18 protein-coding genes and 1 tRNA gene are annotated in these 20,834 nt (G+C 67.0%); 15 read left to right on the top strand and 4 right to left on the bottom strand.

Going from position 1 to position 20,834, the window contains the following annotated elements; translation table 11 throughout:
- Positions 1-144: 144 nt before the first annotated feature.
- On the bottom strand, positions 145-1,137 hold the full coding sequence (locus tag FB562_RS09245; RefSeq protein ID WP_141880841.1) for a hypothetical protein: 993 nt from the start codon (positions 1,135-1,137) through the stop codon (positions 145-147).
- A 316-nt stretch (positions 1,138-1,453) separates the two neighbouring features.
- Between FB562_RS09245 and FB562_RS09240 the strand changes: the two genes are divergently transcribed.
- The 15 genes from FB562_RS09240 to FB562_RS09170 all read left to right on the top strand — a co-directional run bounded on the left by FB562_RS09240 (position 1,454) and on the right by FB562_RS09170 (position 17,096).
- Positions 1,454-3,850, top strand: coding sequence for a DNA polymerase III subunit gamma and tau (locus tag FB562_RS09240; protein WP_141880840.1), 2,397 nt, complete (start codon positions 1,454-1,456; stop codon positions 3,848-3,850).
- Between the two features lie 3 nt (positions 3,851-3,853).
- Positions 3,854-4,453 (top strand): recombination mediator RecR, encoded by a 600-nt coding sequence (gene recR, locus FB562_RS09235; protein WP_141880839.1) that lies wholly within the window; start codon positions 3,854-3,856, stop codon positions 4,451-4,453.
- A 91-nt stretch (positions 4,454-4,544) separates the two neighbouring features.
- The gene (locus FB562_RS09230; RefSeq protein WP_141880838.1) at positions 4,545-5,810 is read left to right on the top strand and encodes an aspartate kinase; all 1,266 of its coding nucleotides are present in this window, start codon (positions 4,545-4,547) and stop codon (positions 5,808-5,810) included.
- Complete coding sequence (locus FB562_RS09225) at positions 5,807-6,883, top strand: aspartate-semialdehyde dehydrogenase (RefSeq protein ID WP_246081415.1); 1,077 nt, start codon at positions 5,807-5,809, stop codon at positions 6,881-6,883. The genes FB562_RS09230 and FB562_RS09225 overlap by 4 nt, the downstream gene beginning before the upstream one ends.
- 109 nt (positions 6,884-6,992) lie before the next feature.
- Positions 6,993-8,492 carry a malate:quinone oxidoreductase gene (locus FB562_RS09220; protein WP_141880837.1) on the top strand — a complete coding sequence of 500 codons (1,500 nt, stop codon included), beginning with the start codon at positions 6,993-6,995 and terminating at the stop codon, positions 8,490-8,492.
- A gap of 165 nt (positions 8,493-8,657) precedes the next feature.
- Positions 8,658-9,962 (top strand): sensor histidine kinase, encoded by a 1,305-nt coding sequence (locus FB562_RS09215; RefSeq protein WP_141880836.1) that lies wholly within the window; start codon positions 8,658-8,660, stop codon positions 9,960-9,962.
- Positions 9,959-10,759: a hypothetical protein gene (locus tag FB562_RS09210; RefSeq protein WP_141880835.1), complete on the top strand. Its 801-nt coding sequence runs from the start codon at positions 9,959-9,961 to the stop codon at positions 10,757-10,759. Before FB562_RS09215 ends, FB562_RS09210 begins: the two co-directional genes overlap by 4 nt.
- A 12-nt stretch (positions 10,760-10,771) precedes the next feature.
- The gene (locus FB562_RS09205) at positions 10,772-11,125 is read left to right on the top strand and encodes a hypothetical protein (RefSeq protein WP_141880834.1); all 354 of its coding nucleotides are present in this window, start codon (positions 10,772-10,774) and stop codon (positions 11,123-11,125) included.
- Positions 11,118-11,837 (top strand): response regulator transcription factor, encoded by a 720-nt coding sequence (locus FB562_RS09200; RefSeq protein WP_141880833.1) that lies wholly within the window; start codon positions 11,118-11,120, stop codon positions 11,835-11,837. Before FB562_RS09205 ends, FB562_RS09200 begins: the two co-directional genes overlap by 8 nt.
- Positions 11,837-12,502, top strand: a complete 666-nt coding sequence (locus FB562_RS09195) for a thymidine kinase (RefSeq protein ID WP_141880832.1) — start codon at positions 11,837-11,839, stop codon at positions 12,500-12,502. The genes FB562_RS09200 and FB562_RS09195 overlap by 1 nt, the downstream gene beginning before the upstream one ends.
- Positions 12,503-12,544: 42 nt before the next feature.
- Positions 12,545-13,558 carry a UDP-glucose 4-epimerase GalE gene (galE, locus tag FB562_RS09190; RefSeq protein ID WP_141880831.1) on the top strand — a complete coding sequence of 338 codons (1,014 nt, stop codon included), beginning with the start codon at positions 12,545-12,547 and terminating at the stop codon, positions 13,556-13,558.
- A gap of 175 nt (positions 13,559-13,733) precedes the next feature.
- Positions 13,734-14,903: an OmpA family protein gene (locus FB562_RS09185; protein ID WP_141880830.1), complete on the top strand. Its 1,170-nt coding sequence runs from the start codon at positions 13,734-13,736 to the stop codon at positions 14,901-14,903.
- Between the two features lie 23 nt (positions 14,904-14,926).
- A complete protein-coding gene (locus FB562_RS09180; protein WP_141880829.1) occupies positions 14,927-15,451 on the top strand; it encodes a DUF3060 domain-containing protein in 525 nt (174 codons plus the stop codon).
- Positions 15,452-15,456: 5 nt separating this feature from the next.
- Positions 15,457-16,176, top strand: coding sequence for a response regulator transcription factor (locus FB562_RS09175; protein WP_141880828.1), 720 nt, complete (start codon positions 15,457-15,459; stop codon positions 16,174-16,176).
- Positions 16,173-17,096, top strand: coding sequence for a sensor histidine kinase (locus FB562_RS09170; protein ID WP_141880827.1), 924 nt, complete (start codon positions 16,173-16,175; stop codon positions 17,094-17,096). The genes FB562_RS09175 and FB562_RS09170 overlap by 4 nt, the downstream gene beginning before the upstream one ends.
- A 51-nt stretch (positions 17,097-17,147) precedes the next feature.
- Here FB562_RS09170 and FB562_RS09165 read toward each other — a convergent pair.
- From FB562_RS09165 to FB562_RS09155, 3 genes are all read right to left on the bottom strand, one after another.
- A tRNA-Pro gene (locus FB562_RS09165) sits at positions 17,148-17,224 on the bottom strand.
- A 37-nt stretch (positions 17,225-17,261) separates the two neighbouring features.
- Positions 17,262-18,233, bottom strand: a complete 972-nt coding sequence (locus FB562_RS09160; protein ID WP_141880826.1) for a metallophosphoesterase — start codon at positions 18,231-18,233, stop codon at positions 17,262-17,264.
- Positions 18,234-18,235: 2 nt separating this feature from the next.
- Complete coding sequence (locus FB562_RS09155; RefSeq protein ID WP_141880825.1) at positions 18,236-20,797, bottom strand: transglycosylase domain-containing protein; 2,562 nt, start codon at positions 20,795-20,797, stop codon at positions 18,236-18,238.
- Between the last annotated feature and the right edge of the window lie 37 nt (positions 20,798-20,834).

Raw genomic sequence — 20,834 nt, 5'->3', positions numbered from 1 at the left:
CCGCTCACCGCTCACCCTCCCTCCCTCCACCTTTCCGTCAACAGGAGATCTGGGGTGACACGCGGTGTTTCGGAGGGCTCCGCCGGGGCGTCGACTCTTTTCTCCTGCAGAGCGAGTCGCGCGGTTGCCTGAATAGGCGGATGCTCACCCCCGCACGATTGCGCGGCGTGCGGCCATGAGCATCCGCGCGTCGGCCACCTGCTGTCGAAGGGCCGCGAGAGCGAGTGGCCAGTCGGTGGGCGGCAGATGCTCTGGGCCGATCCGCACCACCGGTATGCCGTAGAGGAGGGATATGAGGGTGCGGGTGCGGTCCTTGCGGCGCTGGGTGTCGCTCGAGTGGTAGCGCTCACTGTCGACCTCGACGACGACGCACCCGTCCACGAGCATGTCGACGTCACCGATGCCGGGCATGGAGTGCTGCGGTTCGACCTTGAAGCCCGCCGCGATGATGCGCAGCCGCGCGATCGTTTCGTTGCCTGAACCGGCGCGAGCGTCCTTCTGCAGGTCGAGCGGTTTCAAGCGGTCGGGAAGGTGTTGCAGGATGCGCGACCAGGCGTCTTCGTCGATCGCGCCGCGGTTCAGCGCGGAGTCGATGCAGGCGACCGCGTGCTCGGAATCCTGGCAGCGTGCGGCCTGCAGGAGTGCATCCTCGACCGAGACGATCCAGTCCAGGGCGCCCGGAAATCGTTGCTCACTCCAATGCGTGATGGCTGGCGCGGGTGAGCAACTACGGACGGTGTCGAGTTCGTGCCCGTAGGCGTCGAGGATCGTCGGATGCGGCAGGGGAGCGGTGTTCGTCGGCGTCACCGAGACGGATGCGGCACCCAGGCGGGATGCGGTGGGCGCAGCGTGCAGGTGGAGCATGTCGTCGGGGCCGGACCAGACGCCCCAGCGTCGCAGCGCGCTGACGCATCCGATGCGAGCGCCTGTTGCGACGGCGCGAAGCTGATCGGAGTCGACATGACGGGTGGCGTACCACCCGCGCCGGGGGCGCCAGAGGTAGCCGCTGCGCAGTGCTTCGGCGAGTTCGGCGGGGGTGATGCCGAGGCCCAGGAGGGTGCGCCGCCGGGCGAGCTGCCCGACGAGGCGCATGGCGCGCCGGAGCGCCAACCGCGAGTGGTTTCGGGGAGGGAGCATCCTTCGATGCTCGTGGCTTCGCCCGTCTGCGGCAGCGATGCGCACTCAGGCTGTGGACAAGCGTGCGCTGCCGACCCTGTTAGGGAGCCGGGCCTGTTCGCCCGAACCGAGCCTCGCATCCGCTGTCTCAACAGGAGAACCTCGCCGACACGCTGGGATGGGGCATCTGCTGTCGGCGTGGCGGCGAGGTTCTCCTGCTGAGCGAAACGAGGCGCGGCGAGTCGAGCACGGCGGCTCGCGGGTGACGCACGCGGCGGCATTGCGGATGCTGTGGAGGGCACAGCCCAGCGTCACCGGCCACGACTACGATTGAGCCGTGGTTACCGCCCTATATCGCCGATACCGGCCAGAGACCTTCGCCGAGCTGATCGGCCAGTCGCAGGTGACGGAGCCGCTGATGACGGCGCTGCGCACCAATCGCGTCAATCACGCCTACCTGTTCAGCGGCCCGCGCGGCTGCGGCAAGACGACGAGTGCGCGCATCCTGGCCCGCTGCCTGAACTGCCACGAGGGCCCCACCGACACCCCCTGCGGTGTCTGCCCGAGTTGTGTGGAGCTGTCGCGCGATGGCGGCGGCTCGCTCGATGTGGTCGAGATCGACGCGGCCAGCCACAACGGTGTCGATGATGCCCGCGATCTGCGTGAGCGCGCCGTGTTCGCCCCCGCGCGCGATCGCTACAAGATCTTCATCCTCGATGAGGCGCACATGGTGACGCCGCAGGGCTTCAATGCGCTGCTCAAGATCGTCGAGGAGCCGCCGGAGCACGTCAAGTTCATCTTCGCCACGACGGAGCCCGACAAGGTCATCGGTACGATCCGTTCGCGCACGCACCACTACCCGTTCCGGCTGGTTCCGCCCGCCCAGATGCTCGACTATGTGGGGCAGTTGTGCGAGAGCGAGGGCGTCACCGTTGAGGCGGGCGTGCTGCCGCTCGTCGTGCGCGCCGGTGGCGGTTCCGTGCGTGACACGCTGTCGCTGCTCGACCAGCTCATCGCCGGCTCCGAGGGCACCGATGTCATCTACGAGCGGGCCGTTGCGCTGCTCGGTTACACCCACGGCGCGCTGCTGGGCGAGGTCGTCGACGCGTTGGGGGCGAAGGATGCCGCGGCGGCATTCGAGGCGGTCGACCGGGTCATCCAGACCGGCCAGGACCCGCGGCGTTTCGTCGAAGATCTGCTCGAGCGGCTGCGCGATCTCATCGTCGTCGCCGCGTTCCCGCCCGGCGGCCATCAGGGTGCCGCGGCTGTGCTGCGCGGCGTGCAGCAGGATGAGCTCGACCATATGGCTCAGCAGGCGTCCCGCTTCGGCCAGGCCGAGCTGAGTCGTACGGCGGATGTTGTGGGTGCGGCGCTCACAGAGATGACCGGCGCCACCTCCCCGCGACTGCATCTGGAGTTGATGATGGCGCGCGTGCTCGTGCCCGCATCCGATGACTCGCAGCGTGGCGCGCTGGCGCGGGTGGAGCGCCTCGAGCGACGTATCGGAGTGAGTGGGGCGGGTTCTTCGGGGGGTGCGGAGGCGGATGCCTCGGCGGTTCCGGCCGTGACTGCTCCTCAGGCTCGAGTCGCCGAGACTTCTGCCTCCACGTCGGGTGCTGCTTCGGCGGGGGCCGGTCTCGAGACGGTCGCCCCAGGGGGCGACCCCTCGACCAGCGGGCTACCGGAGGGTGGCCCCTCGACCAGCGGTTCTGTGCCGGCCGTCCCTGCGAAGGCTGCCGCTCCTGTCGGCCCGGTCACCGTGCAGCAGGTGCGGGATGCCTGGCCGGAGATCCTCGAGCATGTGCAGAATGCGAAGCGCACCGCCTGGATGGTGCTGTTCACCGCTCAGGTGCGCGAGCTGCGCGACAGCGAGGTTCTCGTGCTGTCGTTCCCCAGCCAGAAGGATGTGGAGGCGCTCAAGCAGGCCGCCGCTCCGGGTCAGGGCGTCGGCGACTACCTCAAGCAGGCCGTGTCGGCCGTGCTGGGGATCGTCCCGAAGCTCATCGCCCGCGTCGATTCGGAGAGCGCCGCGCCCGCCCGGCCGCAGGCGACACCCGCAGCGGAACCCGCCACCAAGCCTGCGGATGCGACACTCGCGGCTGCATCCGCTCCGCCCGTCACGCGTCCGGCGGAGAAGACGGCGGATCGAACTCCGGATGCCGCGGCGCCGGTCACAGGGTGGGCGGTGGCGCAGATCCCCGGTTCCGCCGACGCCGAGCCCTCGGCCGCCGAGCCCTCCGAGCCTGCCGACGACCCGCTGGTCGGGGGGCCGCCCTCCGACGACCCGCTGGTCGAGGGGTCGCCCTCTGGGGCGGCCGTCTCGAGACTGGCCCCCACGGAACCTCCCACCAAGGCATCCGCTCGAGCCGACGACGAACCCCCTTTCGATGATCAGCCGCCGTTCGACCCCGACTACGACTCGGTGCCGGAGGAGTCGGCGCAGGCGTCCCGCCCCGCGCGCCAGCCCAGGTCGGCACAGCCCGGGTCAGCACAGCCCGGGGCGACCCAACCCGGGTCAGCCCAGCCCGCGCAGGCCCAGCCCACGCAGCCCCAGCCCGCCCCGCAGAAGGCGGCAACGCCTCCGAAGAGGCAGCCCTCAGCATCCGCCCCCCGTGGTGCCGCGCAGTCGGGTGGCTCGCAGAAGTATGGCGAGTCGGTTGTGCGTCAGGTTCTGGGCGCCACCTTCATCGAGGAGCAGCCGCACAATCCGCGTCCGAATCCGGGGGTGAACTAGCCGATGTACGAGGGAATCGTTCAGGAGCTCATCGACGAGTTGGGTCGCCTGCCCGGCATCGGGCCCAAGTCGGCGCAGCGCATCGCCTTCCACATTCTGCAGACGGAGACCTTCGATGTCACCCGTCTGGCGGAGGTGCTCATGGAGGTCAAGGAGAAGGTGCGTTTCTGCGAGATCTGCGGCAATGTGAGCGAGCAGGAGACGTGCGGTATCTGCCGTGATCCGCGTCGCAGCCCGGCCACGATCTGTGTGGTGGAGGAGGCGAAGGATGTTGTCGCGATCGAGCGCACCCGCGAGTTCCGGGGTCTTTACCATGTGCTGGGTGGTGCGATCAGCCCCATCGATGGCATCGGCCCTGACGATCTGCGCATCCGGCAGCTGATGACGAGACTGGCCGATGGCACGGTCACGGAGGTCATCATCGCGACCGACCCGAACTTGGAGGGTGAGGCGACAGCGACGTATCTCTCCCGTCTGTTGGTGCAGCCGGGGCTGTCTGTCTCGCGCCTCGCATCCGGTCTGCCTGTCGGCGGCGATCTCGAATATGCCGATGAGGTTACATTGGGTAGGGCATTTGAGGGCCGGCGGCTGGTAGAGAACTAACGTCTGCCGCCCGGCGGTACACTGTACATTCCGGCACCGGTGATCGCTGCCGTTCAGCCCTCACCTTGACTCACTCCCGGGAGATTTTCGCGTGGCCTTGATCGTGCAGAAGTTCGGCGGTTCCTCTGTCGCGGATGCCGCCAGCATCACGCGCGTCGCGGAGCGCATCGCGGAGACCCACCGCGCCGGTAATGAGGTTGTCGTGGTGGTGTCTGCGATGGGCGACACGACCGATGAGCTGCTCGATCTGGCGCAGGCGGTCAGCGAGAATCCGTCGGGCCGCGAGCTCGACATGCTGCTCACGTCGGGTGAGCGCATCTCGATGGCGCTGCTGGCGATGGCGATCCGCAATCTCGGCGTCGAGGCGCGTTCTTACACGGGCAGCCAGGCGGGCATGGTCACTGACGAGAAGCATGGCAGTGCTCGCATTGTCGAGGTCAGCCCCAACCGTGTGCGTGCGGCTCTCGATGCGGGCGCGGTGGCGATTGTCGCCGGCTTCCAGGGTTTTAATCGGGGCACGGGTGACATCACGACTCTGGGTCGGGGCGGCTCTGATACGACTGCTGTGGCGCTGGCGGCTGCTCTCGGCGCGGATGTGTGTGAGATATATACGGATGTCGATGGCATCTTCACCGCGGATCCGCGCGTGGTGCCGTCGGCACGCAAGATCGACCGGGTCACGAGCGAGGAGATGTTGGAGCTGGCTGCGGCCGGGGCCAAGGTCCTCTATATTCGCGCTGTGGAATATGCGCGCAGGCACGGCGTTACCATTCACGTACGATCCTCATTCAGTCGCAATGAGGGCACCCTTGTGGTGAATCCGAAAGAGGGAGAGACCGTGGAAGAACCGATCATCACGGGTATTGCCGCTGACCTCAGCGAGGACAAGATCACGGTCGTGGGTGTTCCGGATGTTCCGGGCACCGCTGCACGGCTGTTCACGATCGTCGCGAACGCTGGTGCGAACATCGACATGATCGTGCAGAACACCTCGACCTCTGACACGGGTGTCGCCGACATCTCCTTCACCCTGCCCACGTCGCAGGCGAAGTCTGTGCTGGATGCGCTGGAGGCGCGCAGGGCCGACATCGGTTTCGAGTCTGTGCAGTATGACGACCAGATCGGCAAGATCGCGCTTGTCGGCGCCGGCATGCGCACCAACACGGGTGTCTCGGCGAAGTTCTTCACCGCTCTTTCGGATGCGGGCATCAACATCGAGATGATTTCGACGAGTGAGATCCGCATCAGTGTGGTCACGCGCGCCGACATCGTGAATGAGGCGGTGCGGGTCATCCACCACGCCTTCGATCTGGACGGCGAGTCTGAGGCCGTCGTCTATGGAGGAACGGGGCGATGAGCGTCATGGCAGAGCAGAGTTCGGCAGCGGGCGTCCGTATCGGCGTCGTCGGTGCGACGGGCCAGGTGGGCACGGTTGTGCGTCGCCTTCTGGAGGAGCGCGACTTCCCCATCGCCGAGCTGCGGTTCTTCGCGTCGGCGCGTTCGGCGGGCACGACCCTGCCGTTCCGGGGTGAGCAGATCGTGGTCGAGGATGCCGCCACCGCTGATCCTTCGGGCCTCGACATCGCGATCTTCTCGGCGGGTGCGACGACGTCGAAGGCTCAGGCCCCGCGTTTCGCGGCTGCCGGTGTGACTGTGGTCGACAACTCGTCTGGCTTCCGCATGGATCCGGATGTTCCTCTGGTCGTCAGCGAGGTGAACCCGCACGCGATCGACGAGGCCGTCAAGGGCATCATCGCGAACCCGAACTGCACGACGATGGCGGCAATGCCGGTTCTGAAGGTGTTGCACAGCGAAGCGGGGCTCGAGCGTCTCATCGTGAGCACGTACCAGGCGGTCTCGGGTGCGGGGCTGAAGGGTGGCGAGGAGCTTCTCGAGCAGGCGAAGGCCGCGCTGGAGCAGAACACCATCGATCTCGTTCACGACGGTTCCGCTGTGACGATGCCGGAGGCATCCGCGTTCCCGAAGCACATCGCGTTCGATGTGATCCCGCTGGCGGGCAGCATCGTCGACGACGGGCTCAACGAGACCGATGAGGAGAAGAAGCTCCGCAACGAGAGCCGCAAGATCCTGGAGATCCCGGAGCTGTTGGTGAGCGGCACGTGCGTGCGCGTTCCCGTGTTCACGGGTCATTCGCTGTCGATCAATGTGGAGTTCTCGAAGGCGATCTCGCCTGAGCGGGCCCGCGAGTTGTTGGCGGATGCCCCGGGCGTGCAGCTCGCGGAGGTTCCGACGCCGCTCGAGGCGGCCGGCAAGGATCCGAGTTTCGTGGGGCGCATCCGTCAGGATGAGGGCGTTCCCGGTGGTCGCGGTCTGGCGCTGTTCATCAGCAATGACAACCTTCGCAAGGGTGCGGCGCTCAACGCGGTGCAGATCGCGGAGCTTCTCGCGGCGAGGATCCTCGCCGCCTGAGGCCCGTTGCGGTAGTAAGAACCGCCGATTTTCACGTGGTCGTAAGACGTGATGGTGCTTAACGCGCTCTGGGGCGGGCGCTCGGCGTGGGCCGCGTAAACTGGAGCGTGTGAGTTCAGCAACGGTTTCCGCACAGCAGCCCCTCGATGTCGCCCTGATCGGGGGTGGCGTCATGAGCGCGACGCTCGGCGCGATCATCAAGCAGCTTCAGCCCGACTGGTCGATCGAGGTGTTCGAGGCGCTCTCTGATGTGGCGTTGGAGAGTTCGAACCCGTGGAACAACGCGGGCACCGGCCATGCGGCGCTCTGCGAGTTGAACTACACGAAGGAGCAGCCCGACGGCACGTTCGACATCTCGAGTGCCGTGAACGTCAACGAGCAGTTCCAGGTCTCCCGCCAGTTCTGGTCGTATCTGGTGGAGAAGGGGCTGCTGCCCGAGCCGCAGAACTTCATCAATCCTGTTCCGCACATGAGCTTCGTGTGGGGCGAGGAGAATGTCGACTACCTGCGCCGCCGTTTCGAGGCGCTCAAGGATCACCCGCTCTTCGACGGCATGGAGTTCAGCGATGACCCTGCCGTCATCCGCTCCTGGACTCCGCTGCTGCTTCCGGGCCGCGCCAAGTCGCAGCCGATCGCGGCGACGCGGGTGCCCAGCGGCACGGATGTCGACTTCGGTGCGCTCACCCGCAATCTGTTCTCCTATCTCACCGACAATGGTGCTGTGCTCACGACGGAGCGCAAGGTCACGGGTCTCAAGCGGCAGCGCGACGGGCTGTGGCGCATCACCAGCAGGCACACGGTCGGCGCGACGCCGGCGGTGGCGCGTGCGCGTTTCGTGTTCGTGGGTGCCGGCGGCGGGGCTCTCTCTCTGCTGCAGAAGTCGGGCATCCCTGAGGCGAAGGGCTTCGGCGGCTTCCCGATCAGCGGGCAGTTCCTGCGCACCGATGACCCTGCGATTGTGGCGCGCCATCAGGCGAAGGTCTACGGCAAGGCTTCGGTGGGCGCTCCGCCCATGTCTGTTCCGCATCTTGACACCCGCGTGGTGAACGGTGAGGCCAGCCTCATGTTCGGCCCCTATGCCGGTTTCTCGCCCAAGTTCCTCAAGTCGGGTTCGTGGTTCGATCTGCCGTTCTCGCTGCGCCCGAGCAACATCATCCCGATGCTGGCCGTCGGCAAGGACAATTTCGATCTGGTGCGCTATCTGGTGGGTGAGCTGCTCGCGAGTCGCACGAAGAAGCTGGAGGCTCTGCAGGCGTTCATGCCGGAGGCGAAGGATGCCGACTGGAAGCTGATCACGGCGGGCCAGCGCGTGCAGGTCATCAAGAAGGATGCGAAGAAGGGCGGGGTGCTGCAGTTCGGCACAGAGGTCGTCGCCTCCGCCGATGGCAGCATCGCGGGCCTCCTGGGCGCTTCGCCGGGGGCATCCACGGCTGTTCCGATCATGCTTTCGCTGCTGGAGCGGTGCTTCCCGTCCGAGTTCGAGGGTTGGCGTCCGCGGGTGCTGGAGATGGTTCCGAGTTTCGGTACGAAGCTGTCGGATGACCCGCAGGCGGCGGCTGAGACGATGGCGGCAACGGGCGAGCGTCTGGCGATCTCGCAGAAGGTCTGAGCATCCGTCTCTTTTCGCGGCAGCTCATCCCTTATATCGGGGCACAAAAACAAAGAATCACCCCCTGTTCACCCGGGTCTACCCCGTAAAACGGGGTACATTCACCCTCTCTTTGCTGGCATACTCAGGTGAGTTCCCATCGCAGGCGAAAGGGGGGAGTCCGCCATGTCATTGGGTCTGCCCTCCCATCTGGTTCCGAGGGCTCTCAGTCGTTCCCTGGCGAAGTCGGCGCACGCGATCGCCCTGGCGAGCCTGCTCTGCGGCACGCTCGCCGTCGTCGCCTTCTCGGCGGCCCGTATCGACCTGCTGATCTGGCCTGCCCTGGTGGCCCTCGCCTGCATGCTGGGGGCGCTCTACTGGGTCGACAGGTCGCGACGCCCAGTGGCGGCTTTCGGCTATCTCGCCGTCGGCGCGGTGAGCACCTACTGGTACGTGTTGGTCTTCACGACGCAGATGCAGACCCTTGTGGAGGGCAGCATCCTGTGGCTGGCGCTGCCGAAGGTCGCCCTCGTGATGGTCGCGGGGACCGGCGCGGGCATCATCCCGCCGCTGCTGTGGACGCTCTCCGGTTATCTGTTGGCGGAGTTCGCCGCCGCGGCCGCGCTGCTCCAGTCCGGGCTGTCCGTGCAGTTCGATCCGGTGACGCTCGCTGCGCTCCTGATCGCGTACAGCGTCTCCGTGCTCGGCTTCGTGTCGACGAGTCTGGCCCACAAGACGCAGCCACGCCTGCATCGTGCCGCCCGTGACGAACTGCTCGACGACATCCGGGCCCGCATGGAGCTTCGCGCGGCGGCCCTCATGCACGACACGATCCTCAGCCACCTGGCGGCGATCGCGTCGTCCACGAGCGACAGGCTCGATCCTGTGCAGAAGACGCAGATCGAGCACGATCTGCAGATCCTCATCGGGCAGGAGTGGCTGAACGAGGATCTGTCCTCCGCGACGGAGGAGGCGCTCGTCGACTGGCGCACGCTGCCGTTGAACTCGGCCATCCTGGAGGCGCGCAGGATGGGGCTCGACGTCATCGGCACGGGTGACATCGCCGCGATCACCCGGCTGGATCGCATCAGGAACACGGCCCTCGGCCTCGCCGTCAAGCAGTGCCTCGTCAACGTGGTCAAGCATTCGGGGGTCATGAAGGCCGAGGTGGCGGTCTATGGCGCCCCCGACGAGATCTCCGTCATGGTCATCGATGCGGGCAAGGGGTTCTCGGATGCTGTGATCGGCGCCGACAGGTTGGGCCTGAAGAACTCGGTGCGGCGTCGCATCGAGGCGGTCGGCGGCGTCGTGCAGATCTGGTCGACGCCGGGCAGCGGAACCTCGATCCTCCTCCAGCTGCCTGTCGCGCCGGGTGCTGTGCCGGCAATCGCCCCGGTCGCATCCGCCGCCCCTGCGGAGGCTGCCCGTGCGGAGGCCGCCCCTGCGAATGAACTGTCCGTGGCGGTCGAGTCGACGGGGGAGCCGGCATGACGCCACTCGAACGGACCCGCCAGCAGCTCGACCCGGTCGGGGCGTTCAGCAACCGCATCCTCACCCTCGCCGCCGCCCTCTCGGCGTTCCTGTTCGTCGCCGTCGTCGTCGTCTCGTCCATCGACACCATCGCGAACGGTCCGCTCGCGGTCATGGGGCTGATGGCCGTGGGTGGGGCGAGCGCCATCGTCGTCATCGCCACCGATCCCTATCGCGGGCCGGTGACCCGGAGCGCGCACCACTGGGTTGCCGTCCTGGGCGTGCTCGCGACCCTCCTGCTCTCCCTGTCCATGTGGTACACGGATGAGGCCTTCGGGCTGAGCTGGGCCGGCCCCGCCGCGCTCGGCCTGCTCTACATCGCCCTCACCCCATACCGGCCGGCCCGCGAGATCGTGGCGATCGGCGGCCTGGCGACGATCGCGGTGGGTTTCATCACGCTGCTCCAGGTGGCCCCGTTGAAGCTCGGCATCCCGTCGGCCGCGGTCATCGCCGTCGTGGTTATGCCTCTGCTGGCGCTCAATCTGGCGTCGGCCGCGTTCTCGCTCAGCGCCATCCATTCGCTCGAACGCTGGCAGCGGCGTGCCCGCCGGGCGGCCAACCGCCTGTCGAGTGAGCGGGAGTCCGGCATCGCCCGCTCCGTGCAGCAGGATCGGGTCACGATCCTCAACCGCGAGGTCGTGCCGTTCCTCAGCGAGGTGCTGCGCGGCGAGACGATCGATGACGCCGACCGCGAGCGGGCCAGATTGATAGCGGATGCGATCCGTCGGGTCATGGTCGCAGAGGTCGACCGCACCTAGCTCGAGAATCTGGTGGAGGGCCTGCGCCTGCGGGTGCGCCGCGACGGCGACGAGCCGCCCACGGACCGCGCCGTGTTCGACGACGACAACGTCGCGAACCGTATGAGTTACGACCAGCGAACGGGCATCCGCGCCCTCGTGGTCGCCATCTTCGATCAGGCCGGCAACCGCCCGCAGCAGCTGGAGATCGAGCTCGCGCGGGCGGGCGAGCGCTGCCAGGGGCTCGTGTCGGCGCGGGTCGAGCTGAGCGAGAATGCGGTCAAGAATCGCTTCGGTCCGTACATCGCCGTGCTCCGGGTCGTGTTCGACGATCTGAGCGTCGAGTACCTGCAATCCGTGCTGACACTAAGATTCTCGTATGAGTAGCGTGACTCGGGGCGATGTTCTCGACGGCGGGGATGCCCAAGACCCGTCTCTGGTGGCTGCGGAGAGTGATGAGCGTCGCATCCGTCTCGCTCTCCTCGACGACCATGAGGTGCTCCTCGACAGCCTGAGCAGTTGGATCAACGCGAACGCGTCTGACTTCGATCTGGTGCTCAGCGCTCACACCTGGCTCGAGCTGGTGCACAGCGACCAGTTCCCGACCGATCTCGTCTTCATCGACTTCCAGTTGCGCGAGCCCGTGTCGATCGAGGCTCGCGTGCGCACCTGTCGTGCCGCGGGGGCGAAGGTCATCGTGCTGACCAGCCTCGACACCCGTGACGCCCGCGACAGGGCGCTCGCCGCAGGTGCCGCGGCGTTCCTGTCGAAGTCGCTGCCGATGAATGAGGTGATGGATGCCGCACGCCGCGTGATGGGCGTCGAGCGTCGCGATCAGCTTCAGAAGGACTGGCGGCCGCTGCCCACCGGCGCCACCAATCAGACCCGGCCCAAGCTCAGTCAGGGCGAGATCGACGCCCTCAAGCTGTACGTCACGGGCCACAGCACGACGGAGGTGGCCAACCGCATGAACGTGCAGTACGAGACGGCGAAGACCTACCTGCGGCGTGTGCGTGAGAAGTATGCGAAGGCGAACCGGCCAGCCAGCAAGAAGGCCGAACTCATCCGCCGTGCGGCGGAGGACGGGTACCTGCAGTAATGGCGAAGCTGTACTTCCGCTACGGGGCGATGAACAGCGGCAAGAGCACGGCGCTGCTGCAGGCCGCCTACAACTATGAGGAGCGCGGGCAGCAGGTGCTTCTGGCGAAGCCGCGCATCGACACGAAGGGCGACGACCAGATCGTGTCGCGTCTCGGCGTGACCCGCACGGTCGACTTCACGGTCGCGCCCGGCGAGGACATTTATTCGCTGTTCGAGTCGAATCGCGCCCGGGTGCTCCGCGACACGGGTCTCGATGTGAGCTGCCTGCTCGTCGATGAGGCGCAGTTTCTGGCCGAGTCACAGGTGGATGATCTGCTGCGCATCTCGATCCTTGAGGGTGTTCCGGTGCTGGCCTACGGCATCCGCACCGATTTTCAGACGGTCGCGTTCCCGGGCAGCCGCCGCCTGCTGGAGGTCGCGCATTCGCTTGAGGAGCTCAAGACGATCTGCCGCTGCGGGCGCAAGGCCGTGTTCAATGCGCGCAAGGTCGGCGACACGTTCATCTTCGCGGGCGACCAGGTGGCCATCGATGGTCTCGATGTGACCTACGAGTCGCTGTGCGGTTCGTGCTATCTGGAGGAGAGCAACGGGGTTCTCAGCAGTGGTCGCGGCCCCAAGATCGACTTCGTGTACGACAGTGCGCCCGACCCCGACTTCGCCTGAGCGACGGATGCCCGCCCACGGCGCTGCCCATAGGATTTGGGTGTGAAGATCCTCCTGACCGGCGGCGCCGGCTACATTGGAACGCATACGGCAGTCGCCCTCGTCGAGGCGGGGCACGACCCTGTCATCGTCGACGACCTCAGCAACAGCAGCGAGGAGGCTGTGCGCCGGGTGCGCGAGCTCACGGGGCGGCAGGTTCCGTTCCATGAGCTGGATCTGCGGCAGCAGGATGCGCTGACAGCGATCCTGCGCGAGGAGGGCATCGAGGCGGTCATCCATCTGGCGGGGCTGAAGGCGGTGGGGGAGTCGGTGGCGCAGCCGCTGCGCTACTACGGCACCAATCTGGAGTCGACGCTGAGCCTGTTGGAGGCGATGCGGGCATCCGGTGTCGAGCGGATCGTGTTCAGCTCGACGGCGACGGTCTATGGTGCGCATGCGACGCCGCCGTTCCGCGAGTCGGATCAGGCGGGGGTCGACGTGTCGCACCCCTACGGCAAGACGAAGTTCATGATCGAGCAGATTCTGGCGGATGCGGCGGCGGCCGACCCTGCGCTGCAGGCGACGGTGCTGCGGTATTTCAATCCGATCGGCGCGCATCCGAGCGGGCGCATCGGCGAGGACCCGGCCCAGATCCCCAACAATCTGGCGCCGTTCGTGCTGCAGGTTGCTGTGGGCAAGCTGCCGCTGGTGCGCGTCTTCGGCAACGATTACGACACGCCTGACGGCACGGGCCTGCGCGACTATCTGCACGTGATGGACCTCGCTGAGGGGCATGTTGCGGCGCTCGACCGTCTGGAGCCTGGTTCGCGCGTCTACAACCTGGGCAGCGGCACGGCGACGTCGGTGCTGGAGCTGATTGAGTCGTTCCGGCGGGCGAGCGGGCAGCCGATCCCGTACGAGGTGGTCGCGCGGCGGCCCGGAGACGACCCGGCGACGTTCGCGGATGCGTCTCTCGCGGCGCAGGAGCTCGGCTGGAGCGCGAAGAGGTCTATCGACGAGGCGTGCGCCGACTCGTGGCGCTGGCAGTCGCAGAACCCGCGCGGCTACGCCTCGTAGGAGCTCGAACTCCGTGACGGCTGTGGTTTGTCGCGACGGCTGCAGAACGTTCTGCAGCCGTCGCGACAAACCACAGCCGTCACCACGGTCACCCCGCTGCAGTGCCCGCGTGGATGTCGCAAAGTTGCGACACCGCTGCGACAGCCCCGCGACATCCACTCGATATTCTCGACACATGCCCCCCTTCGCCCTTCTCGCGCCTGTCGCGCTCGCCACGATTCTGCTGAGCGGATGCGCGAGCCCCGCACCAGAGGCGGCCCCGGCCTCGTCCAGCCCGTCAGCGAAGCCGAAGTCCGCGGGCGTGCCCGTTGTGCCCGGCTACGCTGTCGGCGACTTCCCGCCGGTGCCGCTCTTTCTGCTCCCCGATCTCGCGCTGCTCGATTCCTCCGCTTCGGCGTTCACGATCGAGGTCAGTGACAGTTTCGGCGACATCCCCGGGATGACGGTCGCGCCCGCGCACTGTGATGAGGCGGGCACGGTCATCTCGGGCCAGGGGAGCGCCCAGCTGTATGGCGATGGTTCCGGCAATTACACCGGCCCGGATGGTTCCATCCAGAACTATGGCGACGGTTCGGGCAATGCGACCATCAACGGCGTCACCATCCAGAACTACGGTGATGGTTCGGGCAACTACTCCGACGGCACCGTGTCGATCCAGAACTATGGCGATGGTTCCGGCAACTATTCGGGTGCGACGCTGTCCATCCAGATCTATGGTGACGGTTCGGGCAATTACACGGATGGCACGGTGTCGATCCAGAACTACGGTGACGGTTCCGGCAACTTCACCGATGGCACGGTGTCCATCCAGAACTACGGTGACGGATCAGGCAACTATTCGGATGGCACTCTTTCGATCCAGAACCGCGGCGACGGCACCGGCGAGGTGAACGGGGTTCCGGTCGAGGTCGACCCGATTCCGCCGGTGCCCGAGCTGGGTGTGTTCCCGCCGCTCACCGCGCTGTCGCCCATCGAATCCTGCGGCACGACGATCACCTTCAGCGATGCGGTTCTGTTCGACTTCGACAAGAGTGATGTGCGCGCCGACGCCGCAGCCACGCTGAGCACGGTCGCCGAGGTCCTCACCGCGGTGAAGGCGACGCAGGCCGTCGTCTCCGGCCACACCGACGCGATCGGCTCCTCCGACTACAACCAGACCCTGTCTGAGGCCCGGGCGCGGTCGGTCGTGAAGGCGCTGGAGGGTGCCGGCGTCGGCACCGCTCTCGTGGCCGAGGGCTTCGGCGAGTCCCGGCCGGTCGCCGCGAACGAGATCGGCGGGGTCGACAATCCTGCCGGGCGGCAGCTGAACCGTCGGGTCGAGATCTTCCTCCCGGCCACATTCTGATCCTCCTCACGAAAGAGACCTTCATGCGCACTTCTCGCATCCTGCTCACGGGCATCCTGACCGCCTCGCTCGCTGCTTCTCTCGTCGGCTGTTCTGTCGCCCTGACGGGCCCCGATGGGCCGCGTGGCTCGGGCACGTCTTCGCAGGGCTCGACGGGCGAACCGGCGCCGGATGCCGGCGAGACGGATTCGGGCGAGACCGGCACCGAACTTCCCGATTCGAATGCCGCGGATGCTGCCGCCGCGCGCGAGGAGGTGCGCAGCATCGCATCCACGACGGTGCGCTGTGACGGCGAGCTCGTGCTCGAGCAGGACGGCGCGGCCATCGTCATCGACGGCGACTGCGATCACCTTCTGGTGAACATGGATGCCGGCGCGGTGCTCGTCGGCAACGTCGGAACCCTTGAGGTCAGCGGCGTCGGCAACCTCGTCTACGCGGATGCTGTGGGCACGCTCACCGTGTCGGGTGACGCGAACGAGGTGCGCTGGTCGGGGGCGACGCCGGATGTCGATGATGGCGGCGTCGGCAACATCCTCATGGCAGGCTGAGCGCTGTGTCAGAGTCTCCCCGCCCCCGGCTGCTTCTCGTCGACGACGATGAGGCGATCACGACCGCGCTCGGCGCTTTTCTTGAGCGCTGCGGATTCGAGGTGCGGGTTGCATCCGACGGTCGGGCGGGCCTCGCCGAGGTCGAGCGGGAGGTTCCCGACATCGTGGTGTGCGATGTGGTGATGCCGCATCTGGACGGGCGGGAGTTCGTCCGTCGCGTGCGGGCGGGGCGGATGCGGCTTCCGATCATCCTGCTCACCCAGGTCGGCGAGTCGTGGGAGCGCAGTGCGGCGCTGGATGAGGGCGCCGACGACTACCTGAACAAGCCCTTCGACCCGCAGGAGCTGCTCTCGCGGGTGCGGGCGGTTCTCCGGCGTTCGGCGCAGGGAGGCGACGGACTGCAGTCGGCCACCCGGCTGCGCGCGCACGAGCTGCTGCTCGATCGCACGGCGCGTCGGGTGTGGCGCGGCGATCAGGAGCTGACGCTCACCCCCAAGGCGTTGACGTTGCTCGAGTATCTGATGGCGCACCCGCAGGAGGTCCACTCCCGCGAGCGTCTGCTTGCGACCCTGTGGGGTCTCGACTTCGCGTCGTCGAGCCGGGCCGTCGATCACCGCATCGCGGAGCTGCGCCGCGTGCTCGGCGACGATGCAACGGCACCCCGTTTCGTCGACACCGAGCAGGGTTTCGGCTACCGCTTCGTCGCGAAGGTCGAGACGGCATGAGCCGCGTGGGTCGCCGTGTGGTCGCGGGTGCGGTCGTGTGTGCGCCGCTGGTGCTCGGGCTGGTGATAGCCGGGGTGCTGTTCTTGTTGGGGGAGCGCCGGATGCTTCAGCTCGGCATCGCACTCCCCGCTGTGTTCCTCGTCGGCGGAGTGCTCCTGAGTACCGCCTGTGGGCTGGTCATGGCGGTGCGCAGCCGGCGCCGGCACGACGTCGCTCGCCTCGATGCTGCCCGCAGCGACGGCTTCGACGCCGGAACGGAGCAGGAGCGCAGCAACCACCGTCGCTTCCTGGCCCGCCTCGACCATGAGCTGAAGAACCCGCTCACGGCCATCCGGGCGACCGCTGCGGCCAGCGGCGAGGATTCCGCGCCATGGCAGGCCGTCGACGCCCAGGCGCGCAAGCTCAGCGTTCTGGTGCGCGATCTGCGCAAACTCGCAGAGCTCGAGACTCGGCCGCTCGAGCGGGAGCAGGTCGATCTTGAGAACGTGCTCGCCGAGGCGATCGCCGCGCTCGGGCAGCAGGATGCTGCGGCGGGGGCGCGCATGAGTCTCGCCGTCACCCGGGTTCCGTGGCCGGTGCCGCTGGTCTCCGCCGACCTCGATCTGCTCTCCATCGCGGTCGACAATGTGCTCGGCAATGCGGCGAAGTACTCTTCGGACGGCCCGATCGAGGTGCGACTGCGCGAACAGGACGGGTGGGCGGTCATCGAGGTGGCCGACGCCGGGCGCGGTGTGCCGGCATCCGATCTTCCTGCCGTCTTCGATGAGCTCGCCCGCGCACAGAACGCGCGCGACGTCTCGGGTTCGGGCCTCGGGCTCACCCTGGTCGCCACGGTGCTCGCGCGCCACGGCGGCGATGTTGTGCTGCGCTCGGTCGAGGGCTCCGGAAGCGTGGCAACCCTTCGCCTGCCGCTGCGGTGAGTTCAGGGCGGTGAACAAGAAAGGGACCCCCGTGGGGGTCCCTTTCTCATTTGGTCGGGGTAACAGGATTTGAACCTGCGACCTCTTCGTCCCGAACGAAGCGCGCTACCAAGCTGCGCCATACCCCGAGCTGCCTCCGCTCGACCAAGGTCTAGCGGAACCTCATCAAGAATAGCCGATATCCGTGCCCGTCAATGTCACGAGCACCGCCTCCGGCCTGCAGGCGAAACGAACCGGGGCGTAGATGGACGTGCCGATGCCCGCGGAGACGTTCAGGAACGCCGACCCGAGCGCGTGCCGCCACAGGCTGAGCCCGCTCGCCTTGTCGCGCGGCAGGTCGCAGTTCGTGACCAGCGCGCCGATACCGGGCACGCAGACCTGGCCGCCGTGCGTGTGGCCGGCGAAGATGACCTCGGTGCCGTGCGTGACGAAGGAGTCGAGCACGCGCTGGTAGGGGGCGTGGGTGACGCCGATCGTCACGGCCTCGCGGTCGGCCGGGCCATCCGTCGGCTCCGCCTGCTCGCGCAGCTCGTCGAGCGCGCCGGGCAGCAGCTCGAGGCGATCCCAGCCTCGGTGGGCGTCGCCCGTTCCGATGAACTCCAGCGGCGAGCCCTTCACGGTGGCGCCGAACGCCGCATTGTTCAGATCGGTCCAGCCGAGCGAGTCGAAGAACGACTCCAGGCCGGCCGTGTCGAGGTGCGCGGGCTGCCCCCCGTGGCCCGACGGCCCACCCAGATAGCTGAGCGGGTTCTTCAGGGTCGGGCCGAAGTAGTCGTTCGACCCGTGCACGAAGACGCCCGGGATGCCCGCGAGCGGCTCGAGCGCGTATTCGATCGCCTCGAGCGCATCGACATGACCGAAGCAGTCGCCCGTGCTCACGACGAAGTCGGGGGAGAGGCGGGCGAGGCTGCGCACCCACTCCTGCTTGGCACGCTGCCACGGTGCCATGTGCATGTCGCTCAGGTGCAGCATCCGGATGGGCGAGGCTCCCGGGTCTAGCACCGGCAGGGTCTCGTGGCGCACGGTGAAGCTGTTGCGCTCGACGAGCGAACCCCAGGCGAACGCCGCCGCTCCTGTCGCGGCCAGCGCGCCGAGAGCCGCGCCGACTGCCCTACCGGATGTCGTGGAGGCTCCCATGCTCAGCCGTTACCGCCGGGCGCTTTGTCCTTGCCCGGGCCCTTGTCGGTGTCGGCCAGCTTGCCGACGCCGAGGGTGACCTCGTTCTCGGGCGCGACATCGCTTCCGGGAGCAGGGTTCGACGAGATGACGGTGCCGACCTTGCTCGGGTCTGTTGTCATCTCATCGGCCTTCTTCACGTTCGTGTAGCTCCCGCCCAGCTGTCTCTTCGCCTCTTCGAAGTCGTACCCCTTGTTCGTCACATCGGGCATCGTGACCACGTTGCCGAGGCTCGTGTACACGCTGATGGTGCTGCCACGCGGGAGAGTGCTGCCGGGGCCCGGGTCGGTGCCGCCGACGGCTCCCTTCGGGTAGCGCGAGCTGACCTCACCGGCGATGGAGAACTCGAAGCCGAGACCCTCGATCACGCTCTTCGCCTGCTCCGGCGACTGCCCCGTCACATCGGGCACGATCGCACCCTGACCGGAGAGCAGCTGGGCGGGCGGGTCCGCGTACGGCGCGCCGCCGAACTGTCCGTCGAGCGCCTGGATGATGGGCTTGAAGATGCGGTGCCGGGCCGTGTCGCCTCGGCCGCCGGCGAAGTAGATCCTGTTCAGGTTCGTCTTGCCGTTGATGTTTCCGACCCACACGGCGAGCCCGTTGGTGGAGGTGGCGCCGATCATCCAGGTGTCCTCTGCGCCATCGGTTGTTCCCGTCTTGCCGGCGACCTCAATGCCGTCATGGGGGTTCGAGGCGGAGCCCGAACCGTTGGTGACCACTCGCTTCAGGGCGTAGGCGACAGCAGAGCTGATCTCAGGGCTGAGTGCCTGCGTGCACTCGCGCTTCTGGCCGCCGAGATCTGTGCCACTCGCATCCACGATCTTGTCGATGGCGGTCGGCTTGCAGTAGAGGCCTCCCGCGCCGATCGTCGCCACGGCCGCAGCCATCGTCAGGGGCGCGATCTCGTTGGTTCCGAGGATGGTTGCCGGGTTGTACTGGAGGTCGCCGTTGTCGGCGCGGTGAACTCCCATCGACTCTGCAGTGTCGCGGATCTCGCACTGGTCGAGCTTCTCCGCCATGGCGATGAAGGCGATGTTGTAGGAGTTCGCGGTCGCCTGCAGCACCGTGCTGGTGCCGCCGCCGCCACCACCGTAGTTCGGCGGGTCGTAGGTTCCCGCGAAGGGATCACCGCAGCTGACCTTGAAGTTCGACTGCTGGAAGATTCGTCGTGACCCGTTCACGACCTCGTTGAGGCCATGGCCCGACTTCAGCCACGTGGCAAGCGTGAAGATCTTGTAGGTCGATCCGGGCTGGAAGCCTGTCGATCCGCCGTACTGGACATCCGTGCTGAAGTTGACGGCTGTCGCCACCGCGCCGCCGCCGTCGAGGGAGTTGTTGAAGGTCTTGTTCTGGGCCATCACCCGAATGCGGCCGGTGCCCGGCTCGACGACATTGGCGGCCGCACCGAGCTCCATGCGGCTCTCGTTATTGGGAGCCTGCTGCTCGAGAACTGCCTGAGCATGGTTCTGCTGGTCGACCACGAGCGAGGTGTAGACGGAGTAGCCGCCGCGCTTCCAGTTCGCCTGGCGCTCCTCCGCGGTGGAGCCGAGCATCGTCAGCTCAGGCACCAGCTTGGTGATGTAGTCGCAGAAGAACGGGCCGGTGGCCGCATACATGCAGCCGTTGCTCGGCGCGCTGTAGGCGACCGTGATGGGGGTTGCGACCGCCTCGTCGTACTGGGCCTTGTCGATGTAGCCGAGCTCGAACATGTTCTTGAGCACGACATTGTCGCGACGCGACTTGTTGCGCTCGAAGTTCTCCTCGCTGTTGAGGCTCATATAGCTCGGCGTCTGCACGGTCGCGATCAGGCTGGCCGCCTGCGCGAGGGTGAGATCCTTCGCAGACACGGAGAAGTACTCCTGCGCGGCCGCCTGCACGCCGTAGGTGTTGCCACCGAAGCCGGCGATGTTGAGGTAGGCGAGCAGGATCTCGTCCTTCGTGTACTTCTTCTCGAGGCCGATCGCGAGCTTCGCCTCCTGCAGCTTGCGCTGGATGGACTGCTCCTGGGCCTCCGCATACTTCGCGTCGCGCAGCGCCTTCGTCGGCTCATTCAACGCAGCCTGGATCTTGATGTTCTTGACCAGCTGCATCGTCAGCGTCGACGCACCACTCTCGATGCCACCGCCGATGATGTTGCCGATGCCGGCACGGATGATCGACGCCATGTCGACGCCGCCGTGCTCGTAGAAGCGGCGGTCCTCGCCGGCGACCAGCGCATCCTTCAGGAACTGCGACACCTCATCGGAGGAGACCTCCTGGCGGTTCTGGTCGTAGATCTGGGCGATCGGAACGCTCTCACCGGCGCCGTTGAGGCCGAAGATGGTGTTGCGCTGGGACAGCTGGTTCAGTTCGAGGAACTCGGGCAGGCTGTTGAAGACGTCGACTCCGCCCTTGGCGGCCATTCCCGTCACCGCCAGAGCCGGAGTGACGAGCGCGGTGACGAGGACACCGGCGAGCACGCTCAGTCCAAGGAATCCTGCGAGGGCGCCGAAGGCACCCGAACGCTTCGATGTGGGGGCAGACATAGCCTCTAGGGTAGGGGATGGAAACCTGTCAAACCCT

It is taken from the genome of Homoserinimonas aerilata, from assembly GCF_006716125.1.
GTDB classification, from domain to species: domain Bacteria; phylum Actinomycetota; class Actinomycetes; order Actinomycetales; family Microbacteriaceae; genus Homoserinimonas; species Homoserinimonas aerilata.
This window is presented reverse-complemented; position numbering and strand designations above follow the sequence as displayed.